Source organism: Streptomyces sp. NPDC087300 (assembly GCF_044744425.1).
Lineage (GTDB): Bacteria > Actinomycetota > Actinomycetes > Streptomycetales > Streptomycetaceae > Streptomyces.
This window is the reverse complement of record NZ_JBIUYI010000004.1, coordinates 171065-194864: the sequence shown is the minus strand read 5'-3', so window position 1 is coordinate 194864 and position 23800 is coordinate 171065. Positions and strand designations below refer to the sequence as shown.

The following is a 23800-nucleotide window of genomic DNA, read 5'->3' as shown; positions in this document are numbered from 1 at the left end:
CAACCCCCGCAGACGCGGGGAGCACATGAGAGACGTCGACATGCCAGTCGATTCCGTCGGATCACCCCCGCGTCAGCGGGGAAGTGCGTCAGATAGAACGATCAGCCGCTCGTTCCGTTACGAAATGCCGCCCGCACCTTCACCCGGGACGCCCACGCCCACACCTCCGGCAACTCGCGCTCCCTCGCCGCCCCCGACGCCTCCTCCTCTCCGTACAGAAGCCCCCAGGTGAAGGCGGACTCCCCCGCCAGATGCGCCTGGATCGCCAGCGCCCGCAGGGCCTCGCGCGCGACCACGCTGTCCTGGTGGTCGCCGAGCACGGTCTGCACCGCCTTCATCCGCTTGGCGAACCGCTTGGCGGGCTCGCCGAGCGCGGGGGTCGCCGCCTCGCCCGCGTACCTGGCCCGCTTGGCGGCCTTGCGGGCGTCGTGCAGGGCGAGGTCGCGCTCGGGTCCTGGCGAGAGCTCAAGGGCGTGCTCGACGCGGGCCGCGAGGCGGGCGTAGTCCTTGAGCGCCGCCTTGGAGAGCTCCTTCGCGGGCGTCCCTGCGGCCGCGGGGAGCAGCGGGGGCGCGGTGAGCAGCGTGTCGACGGCGTCCAGGAGGGCGAGGTAGCGCTTGCCTTCGAGTACGGCGACGGTCCTGCGCCGCGATCCGGTGCGGCGGGCGACGGTCCAGATGCGCAGCCGTCCGCGCACCGGGCCGAGCAGCAGTGTCCTGGGCAGCGCGGTGATGCGGGTGGTGAGCCGCTCGGTCAGGACCTCCTGGTCCCGGTCGACGCCCAACTCCCCTGCCAGCCACTTGAGTTCGTCGCCCACGGGGTCGGTGACGGTCCGGTCGAGGATCTTGCGGTAGGTGCGGAAGGTGCTGCGCATCCGCCGGGTGGCGACCCGCATCTGGTGCACGGAGTCGGGCAGATCGCGGCGGACGGCGGGGTCGAGCCCGACGAGCGCGTCGCGCTGGGCGCGCAGATGGGCCAGGACGTGGTCGCCCGCGGTGCCGGGGCCCTCGCCGACGGCCGCGCGCACCTCGTCGGCGACCGCCTCGCTCTTGCCCGGCTTCCGGCCGCTCCTGGCCGCGCCCTCGGTCCTCGCCTTCTTGGTCCCGGGGTCCTTCGGCGTGGTCTCGGCGAGCGCCCTGCCGAGCTTGGAGGTGGCGGTGGAGCGTCGTACGCCCGCCTTCCTCAGCTTCTTCTCGACCTTGTCGAGCAGCGCGGGGTCGCCGTCGTCGGCGAGTTCGACCTCGACCTCGGCCCAGGCGGCGGTGCCGGTGCCGCCGGAGAGCCGCTCGGCGCGCACCCCGTCGATGCTGACCTCGGCGAGCAGGGCGCCGTCGGCGTCGACGAGGTGGCGCAGGTCGCGGGCGGACAACAGCCTCACCAGGGGCACGAGTTCGGCCTCGCGGACCCGGGAGCGGACCAGGCCGAGCAGCGCGCGGGGCACGGCCTCCGAGAGCGGCGCCCTGATCTCGTCCCGTACGCCGTCGGCGAGCGACACCGGCAGCTTCAGGTGCCAGCCCGCGTCGTCGCCGCCGGTGCGGCGGCGCAGGGTGATGGAGGCGGCGGCCAGGCGCTGGTCGGGGGTGTCCCAGTAGACGGCGTCCAGTTCGACGACGCCCTTGTCCACGACGTCCGCGACCCCGGCGACACCGGACAGGTCCGGCAGTGCGGCAGCCGCTCCGACGTCGTACTTCCGCTCGATCTCGCGCTTCGTCTCCGCCATGAACCGAATCTAGACGCGAAAGGCGGAGCTGGGCAGTCCCCCGGCGCGCCCGGCCGAGGGGCTACGCCGACATGGGGCGCTGCACCTTGATCGACTGGAGGAGTCCGACGGCCACCCAGACGGCGAACATCGACGAACCTCCGTACGACACGAAGGGCAGTGGAAGGCCCGCGACCGGCATGATGCCGAGCGTCATGCCGATGTTCTCGAAGGCCTGGAAGGCGAACCAGGCGATGATGCCGGCGGCGACGATCGTGCCGTAGAGCTCGGTGGTCTCGCGGGCGATGCGGCAGGCGCGCCAGAGCACCACGCCGAGCAGCACCAGGATGGCGCCCGCGCCGACGAAGCCGAGTTCCTCGCCCGCGACCGTGAAGACGAAGTCCGTCTGCTGCTCGGGGACGAACTGTCCGGTGGTCTGGGAGCCGTGGGTGAGGCCGGTGCCGGTGAGGCCGCCGGAGCCGATGGCGATGCGGGCCTGGTTGGTGTTGTAGCCGACGCCCGCGGGGTCGAGCGCGGGGTTGGCGAAGGCGGCGAAGCGGGCGATCTGGTAGTCGTCCAGGACGCCGAGCTGCCATATGGCGACGCCACCGAGCGCGCCCGTGCCGAGCAGTCCGAAGACCCAGCGGTTGGAGGCGCCGGAGGCGAGCAGGACGCCGAGCACGATCATCGCCATCACCATGACCGAGCCGAGGTCGGGCATCAGCATGACGATCATGACGGGTACGGCGGCGAGGCCGAGGGCCTGGACGACCGTGCGGTGGTCGGGGTGTTCCCTGTCGCCCGCGTCGACGCGGGCGGCGAGCAGCATCGCCATGCCCAGGATGATCGTGATCTTGCAGAACTCGGAGGGCTGGAGCGACTGGCCCGCGATGACGATCCAGGCGTGGGCGCCGTTGATGGTCGCGCCGAGCGGGGTCAGGACGAGCAGCACCAGGAAGACCGAGACGCCGTAGAGGATCGGCACGGCGGTGCGCAGCGTGCGGTGGCCGAGCCAGACCGTGCCGGCCATCAGGCCGAGGCCGATGCCGATGTTGATGACGTGCTTGATCAGGAAGGCGTACGGGTCGTCGCCGACCAGTTCGGTGCGGTTGCGGGTCGCGGAGTAGACGAGCGCGGCGCCGATCGCGGAGAGCGCGAGGGCGGCCAGGAGCATGGGCCAGTCGAGCCGGCGCACCATCGAGTCGCGGGCCAGGAGCCGCGACATGCTGGAGCGCTCGGGCCCGTAGCCGGAGACGGAGAAGCCACTGCCGGTCATCAGTCCCGCCTCCAGGTGGTCGGGGCGCCGGCGAGCTGCTGCTCACCGGCCGGCGGCTTGGGGGCCTCGGGCTTGTACGGCTTGATCTGCGGGGAGTCGATGGAGCCGTCGGTCTCGATCTTCGGCAGGTTCTTCTGGGGCTGGGGCAGCAGGGCCTTCTTCGGGTCCTGCTTGCCGCTGTCGTCCAGGCCGTAGATCGCGTCGTAGATCTTGCGGACGGCGGGTCCCGACGCACCGGAACCCGTACCGCCCTGGGAGATCGTCATGATGATCGAGTAGTCCTTGGTGTACGTCGCGAACCACGAGGTGGTCTGCTTGCCGTAGACCTCGGCGGTACCGGTCTTGGCGTGCATCGGGATCTTCTCCTGCGGCCAGCCGCCGAAGCGCCAGGCGGCGGTGCCGCGGGTCGCGACGTCCGCGAGGGCACCGTCTATGTCCTTGCGCAGCGCGGCGTCCATCGGCAGCTTGCCGTGCGACTTGGGCTTGATCTCCTCGACCTGCTTGCCGTCGGCGCTGATGATCGCCTTGCCGACGGTGGGGTCGTAGAGCGTGCCGCCGTTGGCGATGGCCGAGTAGATGGTGGCCATCTGGATCGGGGTGACGAGGGTGTCGCCCTGGCCGATCGAGTAGTTGACCGAGTCACCGGCGCGCATCTTCATGCCTTCGAGGCAGTTCTCGTACGCGATGCGCTCGGTGTAGTCGCCGCTCTTCTTGCCCTGCTTGCACCAGCCGTCCTTGTTGGCCTTCCAGTAGTCCTTCTTCCACTGGCGGTCCGGGACGCGGCCGGTGACCTCGTTGGGCAGGTCGACGCCGGTCTCCTTGCCGAGGCCGAACTGGTGGGCGGTCTTGTAGAACCAGTCCTTGGCGTCCTTCTTCGGCTTGTTGCCGCCGTCCTTGGCCCACTGGTCGTGGCTGAGCTTGTAGAAGACGGTGTCGCAGGAGACTTCGAGGGCCTGGCCGAGGGTGATGTTGCCGTGCCCCTTGGACTCGAAGTTCTTGAAGGTCTGGCCGCCGATGGAGTACGAGCTGGGGCAGGGGTAACGCCCGTTGAACTCGTAGCCCGCGTTGACCGCGGCGGTGGTCGGGATGACCTTGAAGATCGAGCCCGGTGCCGCCTGGCCCTGGATCGCGCGGTTCAGGAGCGGGTAGTTCGACTTCTTGCCGGTGAGCTTGGCGTAGTCCTTGCCGGAGATGCCGCCGACCCAGGCGTTCGGGTCGTACGCCGGGTTGGACGCCATGGAGACGATCCGTCCGGTCTTGTTCTCCATGACGACGACGGCGCCCGCGTCGGCCTTGTAGTTCTCGCCGGTGTTCTTGTCGAACTCGTGGCGGGCCTTCTTCATCGCGTCGTTGAGCCAGTACTCGGAGACAGCCTGCACGCGCGCGTCGATGCTGGTGACGACGTTCGCGCCGGGCTCGGCCTTGTCGGACTTGGCCTTGCCGATGACGCGGCCGAGGTTGTCCACCTCGTAGCGGGTCACGCCCGCCTTGCCGCGCAGCTGCTTGTCGTACGTCCGCTCAAGCCCTGAGCGGCCCACCTGGTCGGAGCGCAGGTAGGGCGATTCGCTGTCCTTGGCCTTGTTGATCTCGTCGTCGGTGACCGGCGAGAGGTAGCCGAGGACCTGCGCGGTGTTGGACTTGCCGGGGGCGGCGTAGCGGCGCACGGCGGTGGGCTCGGCGGTGATGCCGGGGAAGTCCTCGGAGCGCTCGCGGATCTGGAGGGCCTGCTTGGGCGTCGCCTCGTCGGTGATCGGGATCGGCTGGTAGGGCGAGCCGTTCCAGCAGGGCTGGGGGGTCTTGGAGTCGCAGAGGCGGACCTTGTCGGCGACGTCCTTGGGGCTCATGCCGAGCACGTCGGCGAGCTTGCCGAGGACCGCTTCGCCGTCGTCCTTCATCTTCATCAGGTCCGTGCGGGACGCCGAGACGACGAGGCGGGTCTGGTTGTCGGCGATCGGCACGCCGCGCGCGTCCAGGATGGAGCCGCGCACGGCGGGCTGGACGACCTGCTGGACGTGGTTGCCCGAGGCCTCCTTGGCGTACTCGTCGCCGTTGCGGATCTGGAGGTACCAGAGGCGGCCGCCGAGGGTGAGCAGGAGGGATACGACGAGGATCTGGATGACGACGAGACGGATCTGGACCCGTGGGGTCCGTCCGGTCTCCGGAATGTTGGTCACTGCTCCCCTCCCCTGGGGTGTTCCCTGCCCGGTCCTGCGGTGCGGTCGGCGGTGCGGTCGGCGCGGTGCTGCGACCTCACAGGCGCTTGACCCCCTTGATGCGTCCGGCGCGCGCGACGCGTGCCTTGGCCGCCTTGGCCCGCAGACCGCCGCGCTGGTTGCCGATGCGCAGTCCGGTGCCCGAGGAGAGCCAGCCGGAGGAGACGTCGGCGGCCTTGTTGGCCGGGGAACCCTCGCCCAGCGGATCGTTCTCCGCGCGCCGGGCGAGCGCGATGATCAGCGGCACCGTGAACGGCGCGAGCAGCAGGTCGTAGAGGGCGGCGGTGAAGAGCAGCCCGCCCAGGCCCACGTGGCGCGCGGCGGTGTCGCCGACGAGGGAGCCGACGCCCGCGTACAGCAGGGTCGAGCCGATGGCGGCGCTGACGACCACGACGAGCGGTCCGGTGGCGGAGCGCAGGCGTCCGGTCTCGGGCTTGGCGAGGCCGGCGAGATAGCCGATGACGCAGAGCACGAGCGCGTAACGCCCGGCCGCGTGGTCGGCGGGCGGGGCCAGGTCGGAGAGGAGTCCGGCGCCGAAGCCGATCAGGGCGCCGCCGACGTGGCCGTAGACCAGGGCGAGGCCGAGGACGGTGAGCAGCACCAGGTCGGGGACCGCGCCGGGCAGCTGGAGTCTGGCGAGGACGCTGACCTGGATGACCAGGGCGACGACGACCAGGGTGGTGGAGAGCAGGATTCGGTTGAAGCGCATGGGTCCGGTCTCCTACTGCTCGTTGCCGTTGTCGGCGCCGTCGCCCTCGGGCTTGCCCGGCGGAGTGGCTGTGACGGTGACCGTCGGGGCCGGCTTGGGCTTCGCGGGCTTGGGCGGCAGCACCGTGTCCCGCGGGTCCTCGCGGGGCGCCTGGACGACGACGCCGACGATGTCGAGCTTGGTGAACCCGACGTAGGGCTTCACGTAGACGTTGCGGGTGAGGTCGCCGCCCGAGGGGTCGACGCGGACGACCTCGCCGACCGGCACGCCGGGCACGAAGGGGCGGTCCTTCTGCGAGCCGAAGGTGACGAGGCGGTCGCCCTTCTTGACCTTGGCCTTGCCGTTGAGCAGCTGGACGGAGAGCGGCTGGTCGCCCTGTCCGGTGGCGAAGCCGAGCTCGTCGGTCTTCTCCATGCGGGTGCCGACGGTGAAGTCGGGGTCGTTGGCGAGCAGGACGGTCGCGGTGTTGGGGCCGACCGTGGTGACGCGGCCGACCAGGCCGTCGCCGTTCAGTACGGTCATGTCGCGCTTGAGTCCGTCGTTGGCGCCCGCGTCGATGGTGACGGTCCAGGAGAAGCCCTGGGCCGCTCCTATGCCGATGACCTCGGCGCCCTTGATGCCGTACTGCCCGGCGCCCGCCTTCTTCAGCATGCTGTCGAGCTGGCGCACGCGGCTGCGGTTGCGGTCGTCGCTGCCGAGCCTCGCCTTCAACGCTGCGTTCTGGCGCTCCAGTTCGGCGATGCGGTTGTGGCGGTCGCCGGAGTCGCGGACCGCGCCGATCGCGTTGCCGACCGGGTCGACGGCGGAGGAGACACCCTCCTCGACCGGGCCGAAGACGGTGGCGGCGGCCTGGCGGGCACCGTCGACCGGTGAGTCCTCGCCGCCGCGGATGTCCACCGTGATCAATGCGAACGCGATGGCTACCAGCAGCACCAGGAGCAGCCGGCTCTCTCGTGTGTCCCTCACGTGCGGCGGCGTGCCTTCCTCAATCGGATTCCGTGGAATCCGCGCGTGCCGCGGCTTCCACGGGGTTCGGGGGAATTGTCGTGCCTTGCCTCTATATCAACGATCCGCCGCACGAGGCGGCAGGCACCCGTACGGCGGATCTTTTCGCGTCAGATCATCTGCGCGGCTGGGCGTCGAGCACCTGCTGCAACGCCTCGAACTCCTCGACACACTTGCCCGAGCCGAGCGCCACGCTGTCCAGCGGGTCCTCGGCGATGTGGATCGGCATGCCCGTCTCCCTGCGCAGTCGCTCGTCGAGGCCGCGCAGCAGGGCGCCGCCCCCGGTGAGAACGATGCCGCGGTCCATCACGTCACCCGAGAGCTCGGGCGGGCACTTGTCGAGGGTCGTCTTGACCGCGTCGACGATGGCGTTGACCGGCTCCTCGATGGCCTTGCGGACCTCGGCGGCGGAGATGACGACGGTCTTGGGCAGCCCGGAGACCAGGTCCCGGCCGCGGATCTCGGTGTGCTCGTCGGCGTCCATGTCGTACGCCGAACCAATGGTGATCTTGATCTGTTCGGCGGTGCGTTCGCCGAGGAGGAGGGAGTACTCCTTCTTGATGTGCTGGATGATCGCGTTGTCCAGCTCGTCGCCCGCGACGCGGATCGACTGTGCCGTGACGATTCCGCCCAGCGAGATGACCGCGACCTCGGTGGTGCCGCCGCCGATGTCCACCACCATGTTGCCCGTGGCCTCGTGGACCGGCAGGCCGGAGCCGATGGCCGCGGCCATGGGCTCCTCGATGATGTGCACCTGGCGCGCGCCGGCCTGCGAGGAGGCCTCGATGACGGCGCGGCGCTCGACGCCGGTGATGCCCGAGGGCACACAGACGACGACGCGCGGGCGGGCGAGGTAGCGCCGCTTGTGGATCTTCAGGATGAAGTAGCGGAGCATGCGCTCGGTGATCTCGAAGTCGGCGATCACGCCGTCCTTGAGCGGGCGCACGGCGACGATGTTGCCGGGTGTGCGCCCGATCATCTTCTTCGCTTCGGCGCCGACCGCGAGGATGCCACCGGTGTTGGTGTTGATCGCGACGACGGACGGCTCGTTGAGTACGATCCCCCGACCCCTGACGTACACCAGCGTGTTGGCGGTCCCGAGGTCGACAGCCATGTCACGGCCGATGAACGACATGTTGTTCCCCATGAGGATGCGTCTGGCCTTCCCTAGTGGAGCGTGTAAGGGCTTTTTAGGTAGGCGAGGTGGGTGCTGTGTGGCAGTGGAGGCTTCCATCGTAGTCTCGGCTGCGCGAACACGGCGCGAGGGTCTTCGCCATTGTCAGCAGATGATGTGCCGCCCCGCCCTTGGAGACGTGCCATCGGAGGCACGGGTTCCCCCAATTGGGGTGCATATGCCAAAGGACGGCCGAATTCCTCCGGCCGTCCCTGGTCGAGGCGGCGCGCCGCTGACGTGATGTCAGAAGCCCATACGAACTGTTTACGCGATGCCCGGGAAGAAGATCTTGAGCTCGCGCTCGGCGGACTCCTCCGAGTCCGAGGCGTGGATCAGGTTCTCCCGGACGATGGTGCCGAAGTCGCCGCGGATCGAGCCGGGCGTCGCGGCGATCGGGTCGGTGGGACCGGCGAGCGTGCGCACGCCCTCGATGACCCGCTCGCCCTCGACGACGAGCGCGACGACCGGACCGGACGACATGAAGGCGACCAGCGGCTCGTAGAAGGGCTTGCCCTTGTGCTCGCCGTAGTGCTGCTCAAGGGTGTCCTGGTCGAGGGAACGCAGCTCCAGCGCGGAGATCGTCCAGCCCGCCTTGCGCTCGATCCGGCCGATGATCTCGCCGACCAGACCACGGCGGACGGCGTCGGGCTTGAGGAGAACGAGGGTGCGCTGGCTCATGTGCGGCTCCAAGAGGTGTTCTTACGATCTTTGACGATCACGAGGGATGCCCGGCACGATACCGACCCGCCGCGGGCAGGCGTTCCGCAGGGCGGAACGTGCGGGGGCGGCCCAGCGCGCCGGGCGACCGGAACCGTGGCGTCAGGCCGTCTCTGCGGCCTGGGCGGCGAACCGCGCCTTCGCCTCGTCGATCTTGCGGCCGAAGTGCACCGACGCCCACCACAGCGCGGCGAACACCGCCCCCATGAAGAACATCGTCGGCACCACGAACCCGCTCGCGATCAGCGCGATCTGCAGGGCCCAGCCGAGCTGCACCCCACCCGGCCGGGTGATGACGCCGCACAGCAGCACGCACAGGAGCATCGCGATGCCGCTGACCGTCCAGACCGTGCCCATGGTCAGGTCCGGGTCCTTCATGGCGACCAGACCGGCGAAGCCGATGATGAAGAACTCGCCGATCAGCGTCGAAGCGCAGAGCGTACGCACAGGTGTCAGCCCCTCCCCAGGAGCAGTCGGGCCTCGCCGACCGTGATGACGGAGCCGGTGATCAGGACGCCGCCGCCCGCGAACTCGCCCTCTTCCTCGGCGAGGGTGATGGCCGCCTCCAGGGCGTCGGGCAGGCGCGGCTCGACCTGGACGCGGTCGTCACCGAAGACCTCGACGGCGAGCGCGGCCAGCGCGTCCGCGTCCATCGCGCGGTGGCTGCTGTTCTGCGTGACGACGACCTCGGCGAAGATCGGCTCGAAGGCTTCGAGGAGGCCCTTGACGTCCTTGTCGTCGCTCGCGCCGATCACGCCGATCAGATTGCTGAAGTCGAAGACCTCGCTGATCGCGGCGGCGGTGGCGCGGGCGCCCGCGGGGTTGTGCGCGGCGTCCAGGACGATGGTCGGCGAGCGGCGCACGACCTCCAGGCGGCCGGGCGACGAGACCGCGGCGAACGCCTTGCGGATCGTGTCGATGTCCAGCGGGCGCGCGTGCTGCGAGCCGATGCCGAAGAAGGCCTCGACCGCGGCGAGCGCCACCGCCGCGTTGTGCGCCTGGTACTCGCCGTGCAGGGGCAGGAAGACCTCCTCGTACTCCCCGCCGAGTCCGCGCAGGGTCAGGAGCTGGCCGCCGACGGCGACCTGACGGGCCACCACGCCGAACTCCAGGCCCTCGCGTGCGACCGTCGCGTCGACCTCGACGGCCTTCTTCAGGAGCACCTGCGCGGCGTCCACCGGCTGCTGGGCCATGATCACCGTGGCGTCCGGCTTGATGATGCCGGACTTCTCGGTGGCGATCTCGCCCGGCGTGTCGCCCAGGCGGTCGGTGTGGTCCAGGTCGATGGGCGTGATGACGGCGACCGAGCCGTCGATCACGTTCGTCGCGTCCCAGCTGCCGCCCATGCCGACCTCGACGACGGCGACGTCCACGGGGGCGTCCGCGAAGGCCGCGTACGCCATGCCCGTGAGCACCTCGAAGAAGGAGAGGCGGTACTCCTCCCTGGCGTCGACCATCTCCACGTACGGCTTGATGTCGTTGTACGTCTCCACGAAGCGCTCGGCCTCGATGGGGGCGCCGTCCAGGCTGATGCGCTCGGTGATCGACTGGACGTGCGGCGAGGTGTAGCGGCCGGTGCGCAGCTCGAAGGCGGAGAGCAGTGCCTCGATCATGCGGGCCGTGGACGTCTTGCCGTTCGTCCCCGTGATGTGGATCGAGGGGTAGGCGCGCTGGGGCTCGCCGAGGACGTCCATCAGCGCGGCGATGCGGCTGACGGACGGCTCCAGCTTCGTCTCGCCCCAGCGGCCCGCGAGCTCCGTCTCGACCTCGCGCAGCGCCCTGTCCACCTCCGGGTCGGTGGGGCGCGCGGGGATGTCGCCCTGCGGCGGGCCCGCCTGGGTGCGCAGGGTGCGGCTGCCCGCCTCGATCACCGCGAGGTCGGGGTCACGGTCCGTCTCGGCGTCCACGATGTCCTCGAAAGCGGCATCGGGGTCGCTGGGCTCGGTCGGGTTGCGGTCGTCGTCGTGCGGGGGGAGGTCACTCACGTACGCCAGTCTACGGAGCGGCACCGACACTCGCCCTCAGGACCTGCCCCCGGGCCCCTCAGGGCCGTACGGGACCTTCGTCAGGACCTTCGGCCCGTCCGTTTCGGGACCTTGGCCCCTCCGCTTCGGGGTGCCGTTGGGCAAACTTGGCGATCATGGACATAGGTATCGACCTCGGCACAGCGAACACCCTCCTCTACGTCCGCGGCCAGGGGATCGTGCTCAACGAGCCGTCCGTGGTCGCCGTCCGGGAGGGCAAGGGCGGGGCGCTCGCCGTGGGGGCGGAGGCCAAGGAGACCATCGGGCGCACGCCCGGGTCCATCACCGCGATCCGCCCGCTGCGGGACGGCGTGATCAGCGACTACGAGGCCGCCGAGGAGATGATCAGGCACTTCGTGCGCAAGGCGGTGCCGGGGCGGCGCCCGCGCACGCGCATGGTGGTCTGCGTGCCGAGCGGCGTCACGCCCGTGGAGCGGCGCGCCATCGTGCACGCGTCGCAGCGGGCCGGGGCGCGCGCCGTGCACCTGGTCGAGGAGCCCATGGCCGCGGCGATCGGGGCCGGTCTGCCGGTCGCCGAGCCGCGCGGCTCCATGGTCGTCGACATCGGCGGCGGCACCACCGAGGTCGCCGTGATCTCGCTGGGCGGCATCGTCACGGCGCAGTCGCTGCGGGTCGGCGGGGACCGGCTCGACATGGCGATCACCGATTTCGTCCGCAAGGAGCACGCGCTGCTCGTCGGCGAGCGCACCGCGGAGGACATCAAGGTCGCCATCGGGTCGGCGTGGCCGGTGCCGGGCGAGGACGCCTTCGAGATGAGCACGTTCACCGTGCGGGGCCGGGAGAAGGTGGGCGGTCTGCCCAAGACCCTCGACCTCACCGCGCGCGAGGTGCGCACCGCCCTGGACGAGCCGGTCGAGCAGATCATCGCCGCGGTCAAGACGACCCTGGAGGAGTGCCCGCCGGAGCTGTCCGGCGACATCATGGAGCACGGCATCGTGCTGACCGGCGGGGGCGCGCTGCTGCCGGGCCTGGACCTGCGGATGGCCTCGGCGACGGGCATCCCGGTGTTCGTGGCCGACGACCCGCTGGACAGCGTGGCGCTGGGGTGCGGGAAGTGTGTCGAGGACTTTGACGGGCTTGAGCGGATGATGTCCGCGGCGTAGGCGCTGCGCTGGCTTGGGCGGGGTTTGCCTTGCCGGGACGTTCGGGAGATCGCGTCGTGGCGCCCGTCCCTGCGGGGCAGCTGCGGGTTTGTTGTGGCTGGGCGCGCCGTTCCTCGCGCCCCTGGCCTGGTCCGGCCCTGCCTGGGCGTTCAGGTCCGGTCGCGGCGTGGGCACTCCCTGTCCCTGCGGGGCCGCCGCGGGTTCGTCGTGGCTGGGCGCGCCGTTCCTCGCGCCCCTGGCCTGGTCCGGCCCTGCCTGGGCGTTCAGGTCAGGTCGCCTGCGGGGAGGCGGGCCCAGACCTCGTAGGTTCCTGACCGGGCGCCCGATGAGAAGACGCCGCCCACCGCGCGGATCCGTTCCGCCATGCCGGTGGTGCCCGTGCCCGCGGAGACCGGTGCGGACGCGGGGGCCGTCGGGGGCAGGGCGTTGCGGACCGTGATGGCGAGGTGGCCGTCCGAGACCTCCACGCGGACCGAGACCGGCTGGCCGGGGGCGTGTTTGGCCGCGTTGGTCAGGCACTCCTGGACCACGCGGTGCACGGCGGCCTGGCGCAGCGGTGAGAGCCGGTAGGCCGCGCCGTCGACCAGGAGTTCCACGGGGCTGCCCGCGTGGCCGCTGCGCTCGGCGAGTTCGGGCAGCGCGTCGAGGCCGGGCGTGGGGGCGCCGTCGCAGCCGCGCTGCACGATGATCTCGTTGAGCATGCGGTGCGCGCTGCGCGCCGTCTCCGAGAGTTCCTCGAACCCGTCCTCGAAGGGGCCGCCCGCCGCCCGGCGGGCCAGGACCTGCGAACGCACGCTGAGCAGCGTCAGTTCGCGCCCCACGAAGTCGTGCACGTCGCGCGAGATGCGGGTGCGCTCCTGCTGGACGGCGTGCAGCGTGTCGGTCTCGGCGCGCTGCGCCTCCAGCGCGTGCACCAGGTCGCGTCGGTTCGCGGCGACGCCGACGCCCGCGGCGAGCACGCCGATGGGGACGACCAGGCTGAGGAACGAGCTGAGCGTGTCCCCGCGGTGCACGGGCCACCCGGGCTGGTTGAACATCACGTAGGCGAACGCGACGTACGCGATGACGCCGAGCGTGCCCGCGCGCCGGCCCCGGTAGCGGCCCAGGGAGTAGAGGGCGAACTGCGCGAGCGTCAGTTCGTGCAGCCAGCCGAGGAAGCACAGCGAGACGAGGAAGGTCAGCCAGGGCGCCCTGCGCCGCAGGAGCAGCGAAGCCGCGCCGACCGCGAGGGCGAGCGCCGCGAGCGGCCCGTTCAGCGAGTTGTCCGCCTCCGCGAGGCCCGGCACGTCCAGGCTCATCAGGGCGAACGCGCTCAGGGCCGTGAGCACGTCCAACGCGCGCGGTGCCTGCGCCCAGCGCCGCCCGAGGCGGCCGGCCGCGGCCGTCGCCTGGCGAATCGCCTGGGCGGCGGACAGGTTGCGCATGTCTTCCATCATCCAAGGTCTTTCGGCCCGTTTCACCGGACCAACGTCCTTGATTTGGTGATTTGCGGCACTGCTCCTCTTTGGCCGGGCATGGCCACAACGGGTGTACGTACGGCGCGGCTGACCGGCGCCGGGCCTCGCCGGGGGTCAAATCGGACCATGTGGTATGCCCAGAACTCCGCCAGGCGGACCCATCAGCTCGCCGGTGACGCCGGTGTGCTCCTGTGGACCGCGCTGTGGGCCGCCGCCGCCGTCATCGCGTACCGGCTGGCCTGCCTGCTCGCACTCCCCCGCGCCCTCCAGGAGCACCGCAGGCCGCTGCCGCTGATCGGCGGGCGCGCCGACACCGTGCTGCGGCGCGCCGCGGGCTTCGTCGACGCCATGGATCCGGTGACCGTCAGGTCCGCGGTGGCCGTCGGCGCCCTCGCCCTGTTCGTCGCGCCCGTCGCCCTCGTCCTCGTCCTGTGGCTGCCCAGGCGACTGCGCTGGATCCGCCAGGCGGGCGCCGCGCGGTCCCTCGCCACCTGCGACGACGGCCGCGATCTGCTCGCCCTGCGGTCCCTGCTCAGGCCGCTCGACGAGGTCGCGGCCACCGCGTCGGAGATCCCGGAAGCGACGCCGGGCAGCCTCGCCTGGGGCTGGCGGCACGGCGACCCGGAGACCCTGGACGCGCTGGCCGCGGCCGAGCTGGAACGGCTCGGGCTCGACTTCACGCCGCCGCCTCCCGCGGAACCAGCACCCCTCGGCCACCCCCTCCCGGCGCAGGCCGCCGAGGCCGCCGGGATCACCGCCGACCCGGTCGGCTAGGCCCGCCGGTGCCCCAGACCCTGAGGCTGACCTCGCAGGTCGCCGAAGCCCTGCTCATGGCGGTGCCCGAGGGCGCGCTGCTCGTCGGCGCCGACAACCGCGTGGTCGCCGTCAACCAGCAGCTCATCGAGCTGGCCCGGCTCCAGGACGTCGACACCTCGCCGGGCGCGCCGGTCGAGCCGCTCGTCGACGCCGTCGCGGAGCAGCTGCCCTCGGGCAGCACCGCCCTGCGCCAGCTCAACCAGCGCCACTTCCCCCGTACGGCGGAGTTCCGCTTCCTCGACGGCCGGGTCACCAGGAGCAGCCGCAGACCGATCGCCGTGGACGGCGAACACGTCGGCGTCCTCTGGCTGGTCTGGGACGTCACCGAGCAGCGCAGGCGCGAGAACGATCTGCGCCGCCACGTCCACACCCTGGGGGAACTGGCCCGCGAACGCGCCGAGTTCACCGCCCGCGCCTCGCACGAGCTGCGCACCCCGCTCGCCACGATCCTCAGCTTCTGCGACCTGCTCACACCGCTCTCGGGCGAACCGCTCTCCCCCACCCAGAGCACCTATCTGGACACCATCACGCGCAACGCGCACCGCATGCAGGACATGGTCGACGGGCTGCTGCACGCCTCGACGACGGCGGGCACCCGCGGGGAGACGACGTACGCGCGCGTGGACATGGCCAGGCTCCTCGGGCGCCTCACCGACGAGCTGCTGCCGCGCGCGCGGACCGCGGGCATCTTCCTCGCCCACGACCACGAGCCGGGGCCGCCCGCCTTCGCCGACCGCGGGCAGCTGGAGAACGCGCTGGCCGCGCTGCTCGACAACGCAGTGAAGTTCACCCCGCAGGGCGGCACCGTCACCCTCTCCGCCCACCCCTACGCCGAGCAGGACGGCAGCGGTTGGGAGATCGCCGTCGCCGACACCGGCATCGGCATCCCCAAGGAGTTCCAGGACGAGGTCTTCACCGAGTTCGTCCGCGCCCCCAACGCCCGGCGCGGCGGCTACCCGGGCACCGGCCTCGGCCTCTCCGCCGTCCGCGACACCGTGCGGCTGCACGGCGGCCAGATCGCCCTGCACGGCGCGGCGGGCGAGGGCACGACCGTGGTGGTCAGGCTCCCCACCCGGAGCCCCGGACCTCCCGGACGCGAATGAGCTGTCTCCTCGTCGTCGAGGACGACCCCGACCTCGGCAGCGCGCTGCGTGCCGTACTGGGCCAGGCCGGATACGAGACGGTGCTCGCCGAGGACGGCCAGTCGGCGCTGCGGCTGCTCTTCGCCGAGCGGCCCGCCCTGATGGTCCTCGACCTGGTGCTGCCGGGCCTTGACGGCTGGGAGGTCCTCGACCGCACCCGGGACATGACCGACCTGCCGGTCCTCATCCTGTCCGGCCGCACCAGCCCCGCCGAACGGGTGCGGGGGCTGCGCGCGGGCGCCGACGACTATCTGATCAAGCCCTTCGACTCCCAGGAGCTGCTGGCCCGCGTCGAGGCGCTGCTGCGCCGCAGCCGTCCCGAGCAGTGGCGCGGCGACTACGTCGAGTCGGGCCTGCGGATGGTGCCCGAGCGGCGGTCCGCCGTCTGGCAGGGGCGCGAGATCCGGCTCAGCGACATCGAGTACCGGCTGCTTCAGGTGCTCGTACGCAACCGGGGGCGCGTCGTCACGACCGAGCAGCTTCTCGACCTGGTGTGGGATTCGCCCGACGGGTCCGGGCGGGAGCGGGTGAAGTTCGCGGTCCTTCGGTTGCGGAGGCGGTTGGCCGTGCCGGAGGCGGAGGGGGTCGAGGATCCGCTGGAGTCGGTCCGGGGGCTCGGCTATCGGTACCGGGGGGCGCACTGAGAGCGGCCCGTAGGGGCGCGGGGAACCGCGCGACCAGCCCCCACCGGCCCGCGGAGGACGAAGGTCCCGGCCCAAGGTCCCGCATCCGCCGCCCGCGGCGTTCGCAACCGTCGCGCAACCGAGGTCGATCCGGGGGCGCAACCATGCGCCCGCACTCTCCAGGACATAAGCCGCTATGTCCCCTTCCTCCTGGAGTGCTCCCGCGTGTTCGCCCCCGTCACCGCCCCCGCCACCCACCAGCTCCCCGCGGGCAGCGTCGCCGTCGTGCTCGGTACCCGGCCCGAGCTGGTCAAGCTGGCGCCGCTCGTGCGGCTGCTCGGGGACGCGGCGCGGCTGATCCATACCGGGCAGCACTACGACGACTCCCTCTCCGGGCGATTCCTCGCCGAGCTCGGGCTGCCCGAGCCCACCCTGCTCGGCGGCGTCGGCGGGCAGGCGCGCGCCGTGCAGATCTCCGCCGCGCTCGGCCAGCTCGACGCGGAGTTCGCCGCCCGGCCGCCGCGTGCCGTCGTCGTCCAGGGCGACACCAACGCGGCGCTGTCCGGCGCGCTCGCCGCCAACGCCCGTGACATCCCGCTCGTCCACATCGAGGCGGGCCTGCGCAGCCACGACCGCGCGATGCCCGAGGAGCACAACCGCGTCCTGATCGACCAGCTCTCCGACGTGCTGTGCGCCGCGACCGAGGACAACCGGGCCAACCTGATCGCCGAGTCGATCCCCGCCGAGCGGATCGCCGTCACGGGCAACACCGTCGTGGCCGCCGTCGCCGGCGCGCTGCCCGGCCCCACCGAGCGGGCCGCGCTGCTCGACGCGCACGGCCTCACCCTGGACGCGTACGTCCTGGCGACCGTGCACCGCCCCGAGAACACCGACGACCCGGCGGCCCTGCGCGCCGTCCTGACCGAACTGGCCGCGCTCGCCGAGCAGTTGCCCGTGCTCGTCCCGCTGCACCCGCGCACCCGCGCCCGCGCCGAGGCCGCCGGGCTCGACGGCCTGCTCGCCCCGCTCACCCTGCTGCCGCCCGTCGGGTACGGCGAGTTCCTCGCGCTCGCCCGGCACGCGGCGCTGCTCGTCTCCGACTCCGGCGGCGTCCAGGAGGAGGTCACCGTCCTCGGCCGCCCGCTGGTCGTCGTACGCCGCTCCACCGAGCGCCCCGAGGCGATGGCCGCGGGCTTCGCCGACCTGGTCTCCCCCGGACCCGAGGTCGGCGACGCCGCGCGGCGCAGGCTCGCCGAGGGCCCGGCCGGGCTGCGCCGCCTGGCCGCCACCCCCAGCCCCTTCGGCGACGCCACCGCCTCGGAGCGCATCGTCGCGCTCCTGACGGACCTGGTCGCGGACGGCGCCACGGCCGCCACCCGCCTGCCCGCAGCGGCCTGACCCCCGCCTCCCCCACCACGCCCAGGACTGCGCATGCTGACGCTCGACCGGCTCCTCTTCCTCTTCCCCTTCGTCCTCCTCGCCTGCTTCCTCCTCTACTGGGCGGGCGCCCGCCACTCCTATCTGCGCCGCCCCGCCCACGAACCCGGTGACTCCGGTGCCTTCGAGTGGCACTTCTTCGTGCCCTGCCGGGACGAGGAGACCGTCGTCGGCGCCACCGTGCACCGGCTGCGCACCGACTTCCCGGCCGCGCACGTGTGGGTCGTCGACGACGCGAGCGAGGACAGCACGGCCGCCGTGGTCGCCGCGCTCGCCGAGGACGACGTCCGCGTGCACCTGGTGTCGCGGCGCAGGCCCGACGCCCGCATCGGCAAGGGCGCGGCTCTCAACGCCGCCTACGCCGAGCTCGACGACTTCCTGCCGGCCGGCGCCGACCGCTCCCGGGTCGTCGTGTGCGTGGTGGACGCCGACGGGCACCTCGCCCCCGACGCCCTGAACGCCGTCAGCGGGCCCGCCGGATTCGGCGACCCCGAGATGGGCGGCGTGCAGGTCAGCGTGCGGATGCGCAACGTCGACGAGCCGCGCCCGCTGCCCGAGCACGGCCGGCTCCTCAACGCCGTCGCCCGGCTCCTGGTCCGCATGCAGGACATGGAGTTCGCGGTCTCCAACGCCGCGATGCAGCTGCTGCGCGGCCGCACCGGCTCCGTCGGCCTCGGCGGCAACGGTCAGTTCACCCGGCTCACCGCCCTGGACCGGATCGCGGCGGCCGAGCGCCGCCCCTGGCAGCGCGACGCGCTCCTGGAGGACTACGAGCTGGGCCTGCACATGATCCTGAACGGCTACCGGGTCGGCCACATCGCCGAGACGTACGTCTCCCAGGAGGGCCTGCCCAGGGCCCGCCGCTTCCTGACCCAGCGCACCCGCTGGGCGCAGGGCAACCTCCAGTGCGTGCGGTACGCGCCGCGCATCGTCGGCTCGCGCCACTACTCTGGCCGCGGCGTCATGGAGACGCTCTACACCTTCATGCAGCCCCTCGCGCACGTCGCGAGCCTGGCCCTCACCGTGCTGCTCGTGGCCGCCCTCGCGCTCGGCCACGCCCCGCTGGACACGGCGCTCGGCGTCTGGCCGCTGGTGCTCGTCCTGTGCCTGCTCTCGATCCTGCCGTTCGCGCTGTGGGGCCCGGTCTACCGCAGGGACTTCGCGCCCGAACGCTCGTGGTTCGTGGGCCTGTTGTGGGGCTTCGCGCTGTGGCTGTACGCCTACCACGTCTTCGTCGTCGCGACGCGCGGCCTGCTGCGCGTGCTGCGCGGCAAGAACGGCTGGGCCAAGACGCGACGCAACGCGGAAGCGGTGGGCGCGGGGCCGGTCGCCACGGAGGCGTGACCCGTACGGGACGCGTGAAGGCCCCGGGACCGGACCGGTCCCGGGGCCTTCGACTGCCTACGCCCCTAGGGGCTGAGGCATTACGCGGCGGGCAGCGCCGCCAGCTGCGCCTGAAGGCGGGCGATGTCGCCCTCCGCCTTGGTGAGGCGGCCGCGGATCTTGTCGACCACGTTGTCCGGGGCCTTCGCCAGGAACGCCTCGTTGCCGAGCTTCGCCTCGGCCTGCGCCTTCTCCTTCTCCGCGGCGGCCAGGTCCTTGGCCAGGCGCTTGCGCTCGGCCGCCACGTCGATGGTGCCCGACAGGTCGAGCGCCACCGAGGCGCCCGAGACCGGCAGCGTCGCCGTCGCCGTGAAGGCGTCGCCCTCCGGCTGGAGGCGGAGCAGCTGGCGGATGGCGGCCTCGTGCGGGGCGAGCGCGGTGCCGTCCAGGGTCAGCCGGGCCGGGACCTTCTGGCCCGGCTGGAGGCCCTGGTCGGCGCGGAAGCGGCGGACCTCGGTGATGACCTGCTGGAGGGTCTCGATCTCCTGCTCGGCGGCGGTGTCGCGGAAGCCACTGTCGGCGGGCCAGTCGGCGATGACGAGCGACTCGCCGCCGGTCAGCGCCGTCCAGAGCGTCTCCGTGACGAACGGGACGATCGGGTGCAGCAGCCGCAGCGTGACGTCGAGGACCTCGCCCAGGACGCGGGCCGAGACCTTCGCGCCGTCGCCGCCCGCCATGAACGTCGTCTTGGACAGCTCGACGTACCAGTCGAAGACCTCGTCCCACGCGAAGTGGAAGAGGGCGTCGGAGAGCTTGGCGAACTGGAAGTCGTCGTAGAGCGCGTCGACATCGGCGACCGTCGCGTTCAGCCGGGAGAGCACCCAGCGGTCCGTGGCGGAGAGCTCCTCGACCGGCGGCAGGTCGCCCTCGATCGTGGCGCCGTTCATCATCGCGAAGCGCGTGGCGTTCCAGATCTTGTTGGCGAAGTTGCGCGAGCCCTGGACCCAGTCCTCGCCGATCGGCACGTCCGTGCCGGGGTTGGCGCCGCGGGCCAGGGTGAAGCGCAGGGCGTCCGAGCCGTACTTGTCCATCCAGTCCAGCGGATTGACCGCGTTGCCGAAGGACTTCGACATCTTCTTGCCGAACTGGTCGCGGACCATGCCGTGCAGCACGATCGTGTGGAACGGCGGGGTGCCGTCCATCGCGTACAGGCCGAACATCATCATCCGGGCGACCCAGAAGAAGAGGATGTCGTAGCCGGTGACCAGGACGGAGTTCGGGTAGAACTTCGCGAGGCTCTCGGTCTCCTCGGGCCAGCCCAGCGTGGAGAACGGCCACAGGCCCGACGAGAACCACGTGTCGAGCACGTCGTTGTCCTGCGTCCAGCCCTCGCCCGTGGGGGCTTCGTCGTCCGGTCCGACGCAGACGACCTCGCCGTTCGGCCCGTACCAGACAGGGATGCGGTGGCCCCACCAGAGCTGGCGCGAGATGCACCAGTCGTGGAGGTTGTCGACCCAGTCGAAGTACCGCTTCTCCATCTCCTGCGGGTGGATCTTGACCTTGCCGTCGCGGACCGCGTCACCGGCGGCCTTGGCGAGCGGGCCGACCTTGACCCACCACTGCATCGACAGGCGCGGCTCGATGGTGGTCTTGCAGCGCGAGCAGTGGCCGACCGAGTGCGAGTACGGACGCTTCTCGGCGACGATGCGGCCCTCGGCGCGCAGCGCGCCGACGATCGCGGAGCGGGCCTCCAGGCGGTCCAGGCCCTGGAAGGGACCGGGCACCGTGATGACCGCGTGCTCGTCCATGACGGCGATGTTCGGCAGGTTGTGGCGCTGGCCGATCTCGAAGTCGTTCGGGTCGTGCGCCGGGGTCACCTTGACGCAGCCGGTGCCGAACTCGGGGTCGACGTGCTCGTCCGCGACGACCGGGATGGAGCGGTCGGTCAGCGGCAGCTTGATGAGCTTGCCGACCAGGTGCTTGTACCGCTCGTCGTCGGGGTGGACGGCGATGGCGGTGTCACCGAGCATCGTCTCGGCGCGGGTGGTGGCGACCACGACGGTCTCGTCCCCGTCGCCGTACTTCAGCGAGACCAGCTCGCCGTCGTCGTCCTGGTACTCGACCTCGATGTCCGAGATCGCCGTCAGGCAGCGCGGGCACCAGTTGATGATGCGCTCGGCGCGGTAGATCAGCTCGTCGTCGTAGAGCTTCTTGAAGATGGTCTGGACGGCCTGCGAGAGGCCCTCGTCCATGGTGAAGCGCTCGCGCTCCCAGTCGACGCCGTCGCCGAGGCGGCGCATCTGGCCGGAGATCTGGCCGCCGGACTCGCCCTTCCACTTCCAGACGCGCTCGATGAACTCCTCGCGCCCCAGGTCGTGGCGGGACTTGCCCTCCTTGGCGAGCTCGCGCTCCACGACGTTCTGCGTGGCGATGCCCGCGTGGTCCATGCCGGGCTGCCAGAGCGTCTCGTGGCCCTGCATGCGCTTGCGGCGGGTGAGGGCGTCGATCAGCGTGTGCTCGAAGGCGTGGCCCAGGTGCAGCGCGCCGGTGACGTTCGGCGGCGGGATGACGACGGTGTACGGCGGCTTCTCGCTCTTCTCGTCGGCGGAGAAGTAGCCCCGTTCTACCCAGCGCTCGTACAGCGGCCCCTCTACCTCGGCCGGCGCGTACTGGGTCGGCAGTTCGGGAGTGGTCGCTGGAGGCTGCTGCTGAGCGTTCTCGGTCACGCGGCCAGTTTAGAGGGGCCGGGGAGTGGTCCCGAAACCGGAATCTTCAACGGCTTCTGAGATGTCGCCGCCTCGGCAGCTATCAGCTACACGAAGTCGTGTGTCTGGGAGCGGCCGACGTAAGTTCAGACAGAGACGCCGGTGGTGTTGTCCTCCTAGGAGGACAACACCACCGGACAGTCGTAGCGCGCGCACGCCTCATGCGATACCCGGCGATCAGCCTCGACTTCAGCCCTCGCCCTTCGGGATCACCCGTGGGCCCGAAGGCAAGCTTCCACGCGATGCGCCTTCTTCACGCCTATGGCCTCCAGACAACTGAGACAGCCACCCGTTCCGTACCAGCGCGCACCGTACTCGCATGCCGCCGTGACCTTGGGGCCGATGTCGTACCCCACCCTTGCCAGGTACGCCCGGCAGTCAGGGCTCGTTGCAGACGCTGGCGTTGCCGCTATCAACGGCACGACGCTGGCCGCCACAGTCAGGCATGACGCGGCCAGCCAGCTCTTCCCCTTCGAAAGAAACACGTTCTTCCCCCTCTTCCTCACATTGGGCATCAGCCCGGTCACCGCAAGGTGATCACTCTCTGCATGATCAATGCCAGTGCATGTGACAACTGTGGCGTGATCTGTTCGCCAGGGCGGGAAACGGTATTCACAAGTTCCGAACGATGAGCCCGGAGGCCGTCGACGACGGCTTCACCAAGGCCGACGAGAACTCCAAGAAGGGCTCGGACGACGACGCGGGCGGCTCCGGCGACGTCAAGCTCGTCGGCAGCCCGGAGCCCGTCGAGCCCGACGGCCTCGACAACGCCGTCATGAAGTGCCAGACGGCGAGCAGCGGGAAGACGATGCTGCCGATCTGCATCTGGGCCGACCACAGCACCTACGGCATCGTCTTCGGCATCGACATGGCCGCCATGGGGAAGGGCAGCGGCGGCATGCCCACGGACGACGTCGCCGGGTTCGCGGCCGACCTGCGCAAGGCGGCGCGGGTCAAGGCGTAACGGCCCATACGCGGAGCAAAGGCCCGGGGCGGACCGCCGCCCCGGGCCTTCGTACGTCCGCGCCCTGGAACAGCCCCTCAACAACTCCGCATCGATCCGGTACCACCACGCAACCCCGCGCCCCCATCCGCCAGGATGTTCGGAACACATAAGCATCGGGAGGGAACCCCAGTAATGAGCTACAACCAGCCGGGCCCGTACGGCGGGCAGCAGCCGCAGCAGCCCGGCCCGTACGGCGGCGGGCAGCCCCAGCAGCCTGGCCCCTACGGCCAGCCGCCCCAGGCCCCCCAGCCCGGCTACGGCTACCCGCAGCAGGCCCCGCAGCAGGGCGGCTACAGCCAGCCGCAGCAGCCGGGTCCCTACGGGCAGCAGCCTCCGCAGCAGGCTCCTTACGGGCAGCCCCAGCAGCCCGGCCCGTACGGGCAGCAGCCGCAGGCCCCCTACGGGCAGGTCCCGCCGCCGCCCCCGGGCGGCGGCAACAAGAAGACCGGCATCGTCATAGCGGTCGCCGCCGTGGTCGCGGCCGCCGCGGTCGGCGGCTACTTCCTCTTCGCCGGCAACGACGACAAGGACGGCAAGAACGGCGGCTCCTCCAACGTCGCGGACGGCGGCGGCAGCGGCGGCATCAAGGACGACGGCCCGCACAAGCTGACGACCCCGGCGAAGGTGCTCGGGGAGTACGAGACGGACCCGAGCCAGACCGGCGGCGCGAACAGCGTCGATCTCGACAAGGCCGAGGCGGCCGGGGTGAAGAACCCCAAGGACGTGCAGGCCGCGTACAAGTCGGGCGGCGAAGAGAACCCGATGGCGCAGAAGGTCCTGAACTTCGGCGGCGTCTACGGCGACATCAAGGACCCCGCGGGCGTCGTGGACCACATGTTCACCAACGCCAAGGAGAAGAACGAGACGTCGGCGAGCAGCGGCGGCCAGGAGATCACGCTGGTCGGCGAGCCGAAGGAGTACAAGCCCGCCGGGCTCGACGGCGCCGTGCTCAAGTGCCAGGAGATGAAGGTCGCCCTGGGCTCCGGCGCGGGCACCACCGGTGCCACGTCCGGCGCCTCGGGACCGAGCTCGATGTCCGCGGCGACCTGCATCTGGGGCGACCACAGCACCATCGGCTACGTCGTCACCACGGACGTGGCGAGCGCCGTGTCCGGCAAGGCCGCCGACCTCGACGAGGCCGCGGGCACCACGGCGAAGTTCCGCGGGGAAGTCCGCGTCAAGCTCTGACACCGCGCGGTGGCACGGCCTTGAAGCGAGGGGCCCCGGTCGGCGGACCGGGGCGCCTGCGTCAGGATGTCGGGAACACATCAGCGTTTCGGAGGGGAATCACT

Annotated in this window: 19 protein-coding genes; 8 read left to right on the top strand and 11 right to left on the bottom strand. The window is 71.3% G+C overall.

The genetic code is table 11. The annotated features are described in order from the left end of the window. Nucleotides 1-101: 101 nt before the first annotated feature. From ACIO9J_RS16680 to ACIO9J_RS16640, 9 genes are all read right to left on the bottom strand, one after another. Entirely contained in the window at nucleotides 102-1718 is a 1617-nt protein-coding gene (locus ACIO9J_RS16680) for a CHAD domain-containing protein (RefSeq protein WP_401999117.1), read from the bottom strand. Nucleotides 1719-1779: 61 nt separating this feature from the next. Further along, entirely contained in the window at nucleotides 1780-2973 is a 1194-nt protein-coding gene (gene rodA, locus ACIO9J_RS16675; RefSeq protein WP_401999115.1) for a rod shape-determining protein RodA, read from the bottom strand. Then, nucleotides 2973-5147, bottom strand: a complete 2175-nt coding sequence (mrdA, locus tag ACIO9J_RS16670) for a penicillin-binding protein 2 (protein ID WP_401999113.1) — start codon at nucleotides 5145-5147, stop codon at nucleotides 2973-2975. Before mrdA ends, rodA begins: the two co-directional genes overlap by 1 nt. Nucleotides 5148-5223: 76 nt before the next feature. After that, entirely contained in the window at nucleotides 5224-5895 is a 672-nt protein-coding gene (gene mreD, locus ACIO9J_RS16665) for a rod shape-determining protein MreD (RefSeq protein WP_401999110.1), read from the bottom strand. 12 nt (nucleotides 5896-5907) lie between these two features. Next, complete coding sequence (gene mreC / locus ACIO9J_RS16660) at nucleotides 5908-6861, bottom strand: rod shape-determining protein MreC (RefSeq protein WP_401999108.1); 954 nt, start codon at nucleotides 6859-6861, stop codon at nucleotides 5908-5910. A gap of 154 nt (nucleotides 6862-7015) precedes the next feature. Beyond that, a complete protein-coding gene (locus ACIO9J_RS16655) occupies nucleotides 7016-8035 on the bottom strand; it encodes a rod shape-determining protein (protein ID WP_030362602.1) in 1020 nt (339 codons plus the stop codon). A 303-nt stretch (nucleotides 8036-8338) separates the two neighbouring features. After that, nucleotides 8339-8752, bottom strand: coding sequence for a nucleoside-diphosphate kinase (gene ndk / locus ACIO9J_RS16650; protein WP_401999105.1), 414 nt, complete (start codon nucleotides 8750-8752; stop codon nucleotides 8339-8341). Nucleotides 8753-8893: 141 nt separating this feature from the next. Beyond that, a complete protein-coding gene (locus tag ACIO9J_RS16645; protein ID WP_055556269.1) occupies nucleotides 8894-9238 on the bottom strand; it encodes a DUF4233 domain-containing protein in 345 nt (114 codons plus the stop codon). Between the two features lie 5 nt (nucleotides 9239-9243). Further along, nucleotides 9244-10776, bottom strand: coding sequence for a bifunctional folylpolyglutamate synthase/dihydrofolate synthase (locus ACIO9J_RS16640; RefSeq protein ID WP_401999101.1), 1533 nt, complete (start codon nucleotides 10774-10776; stop codon nucleotides 9244-9246). 155 nt (nucleotides 10777-10931) lie between these two features. Here ACIO9J_RS16640 and ACIO9J_RS16635 point away from each other — a divergent pair, with 155 nt between their 5' ends. Continuing rightward, on the top strand, nucleotides 10932-11939 hold the full coding sequence (locus ACIO9J_RS16635; RefSeq protein WP_401999098.1) for a rod shape-determining protein: 1008 nt from the start codon (nucleotides 10932-10934) through the stop codon (nucleotides 11937-11939). 263 nt (nucleotides 11940-12202) lie between these two features. Here ACIO9J_RS16635 and ACIO9J_RS16630 read toward each other — a convergent pair whose 3' ends face one another. Next, nucleotides 12203-13363, bottom strand: a complete 1161-nt coding sequence (locus tag ACIO9J_RS16630) for a sensor histidine kinase (protein ID WP_401999095.1) — start codon at nucleotides 13361-13363, stop codon at nucleotides 12203-12205. A gap of 159 nt (nucleotides 13364-13522) precedes the next feature. Between ACIO9J_RS16630 and ACIO9J_RS16625 the strand changes: the two genes are divergently transcribed. The 5 genes from ACIO9J_RS16625 to ACIO9J_RS16605 all read left to right on the top strand — a co-directional run bounded on the left by ACIO9J_RS16625 (nucleotide 13523) and on the right by ACIO9J_RS16605 (nucleotide 18758). Further along, complete coding sequence (locus ACIO9J_RS16625) at nucleotides 13523-14170, top strand: hypothetical protein (RefSeq protein WP_401999092.1); 648 nt, start codon at nucleotides 13523-13525, stop codon at nucleotides 14168-14170. An 8-nt stretch (nucleotides 14171-14178) separates the two neighbouring features. Then, on the top strand, nucleotides 14179-15315 hold the full coding sequence (locus ACIO9J_RS16620) for a sensor histidine kinase (RefSeq protein WP_401999089.1): 1137 nt from the start codon (nucleotides 14179-14181) through the stop codon (nucleotides 15313-15315). After that, nucleotides 15312-15998: a response regulator transcription factor gene (locus tag ACIO9J_RS16615; RefSeq protein ID WP_401999086.1), complete on the top strand. Its 687-nt coding sequence runs from the start codon at nucleotides 15312-15314 to the stop codon at nucleotides 15996-15998. Before ACIO9J_RS16620 ends, ACIO9J_RS16615 begins: the two co-directional genes overlap by 4 nt. A 204-nt stretch (nucleotides 15999-16202) precedes the next feature. Beyond that, entirely contained in the window at nucleotides 16203-17375 is a 1173-nt protein-coding gene (wecB, locus tag ACIO9J_RS16610) for a non-hydrolyzing UDP-N-acetylglucosamine 2-epimerase (protein WP_401999083.1), read from the top strand. A 33-nt stretch (nucleotides 17376-17408) separates the two neighbouring features. Beyond that, nucleotides 17409-18758, top strand: coding sequence for a glycosyltransferase (locus tag ACIO9J_RS16605; RefSeq protein WP_401999080.1), 1350 nt, complete (start codon nucleotides 17409-17411; stop codon nucleotides 18756-18758). A gap of 80 nt (nucleotides 18759-18838) precedes the next feature. Here the strand turns inward: ACIO9J_RS16605 and ACIO9J_RS16600 are convergent, their stop codons facing one another. Beyond that, nucleotides 18839-21463, bottom strand: coding sequence for a valine--tRNA ligase (locus tag ACIO9J_RS16600; RefSeq protein WP_401999077.1), 2625 nt, complete (start codon nucleotides 21461-21463; stop codon nucleotides 18839-18841). 667 nt (nucleotides 21464-22130) lie between these two features. Between ACIO9J_RS16600 and ACIO9J_RS16595 the strand changes: the two genes are divergently transcribed. Both ACIO9J_RS16595 and ACIO9J_RS16590 read left to right on the top strand, forming a co-directional pair. Further along, on the top strand, nucleotides 22131-22466 hold the full coding sequence (locus tag ACIO9J_RS16595; RefSeq protein ID WP_401999074.1) for a hypothetical protein: 336 nt from the start codon (nucleotides 22131-22133) through the stop codon (nucleotides 22464-22466). 174 nt (nucleotides 22467-22640) lie between these two features. After that, nucleotides 22641-23696, top strand: a complete 1056-nt coding sequence (locus tag ACIO9J_RS16590) for a hypothetical protein (RefSeq protein WP_401999071.1) — start codon at nucleotides 22641-22643, stop codon at nucleotides 23694-23696. Nucleotides 23697-23800 lie beyond the last annotated feature (104 nt).

Coding starts and splice junctions, on each gene's coding strand:
- ACIO9J_RS16680 (WP_401999117.1), bottom strand. CDS start 1,718: ATGGCGGAGACGAAGCGCGAGATCGAGCGGAAGTACGACGTCGGAGCG.
- rodA (WP_401999115.1), bottom strand. CDS start 2,973: ATGACCGGCAGTGGCTTCTCCGTCTCCGGCTACGGGCCCGAGCGCTCC.
- mreD (WP_401999110.1), bottom strand. CDS start 5,895: ATGCGCTTCAACCGAATCCTGCTCTCCACCACCCTGGTCGTCGTCGCC.
- ACIO9J_RS16655 (WP_030362602.1), bottom strand. CDS start 8,035: ATGTCGTTCATCGGCCGTGACATGGCTGTCGACCTCGGGACCGCCAAC.
- ndk (WP_401999105.1), bottom strand. CDS start 8,752: ATGAGCCAGCGCACCCTCGTTCTCCTCAAGCCCGACGCCGTCCGCCGT.
- ACIO9J_RS16635 (WP_401999098.1), top strand. CDS start 10,932: ATGGACATAGGTATCGACCTCGGCACAGCGAACACCCTCCTCTACGTC.
- ACIO9J_RS16630 (WP_401999095.1), bottom strand. CDS start 13,363: ATGCGCAACCTGTCCGCCGCCCAGGCGATTCGCCAGGCGACGGCCGCG.
- ACIO9J_RS16625 (WP_401999092.1), top strand. CDS start 13,523: ATGTGGTATGCCCAGAACTCCGCCAGGCGGACCCATCAGCTCGCCGGT.
- ACIO9J_RS16615 (WP_401999086.1), top strand. CDS start 15,312: ATGAGCTGTCTCCTCGTCGTCGAGGACGACCCCGACCTCGGCAGCGCG.
- ACIO9J_RS16605 (WP_401999080.1), top strand. CDS start 17,409: ATGCTGACGCTCGACCGGCTCCTCTTCCTCTTCCCCTTCGTCCTCCTC.
- ACIO9J_RS16595 (WP_401999074.1), top strand. CDS start 22,131: ATGAGCCCGGAGGCCGTCGACGACGGCTTCACCAAGGCCGACGAGAAC.
- ACIO9J_RS16590 (WP_401999071.1), top strand. CDS start 22,641: ATGAGCTACAACCAGCCGGGCCCGTACGGCGGGCAGCAGCCGCAGCAG.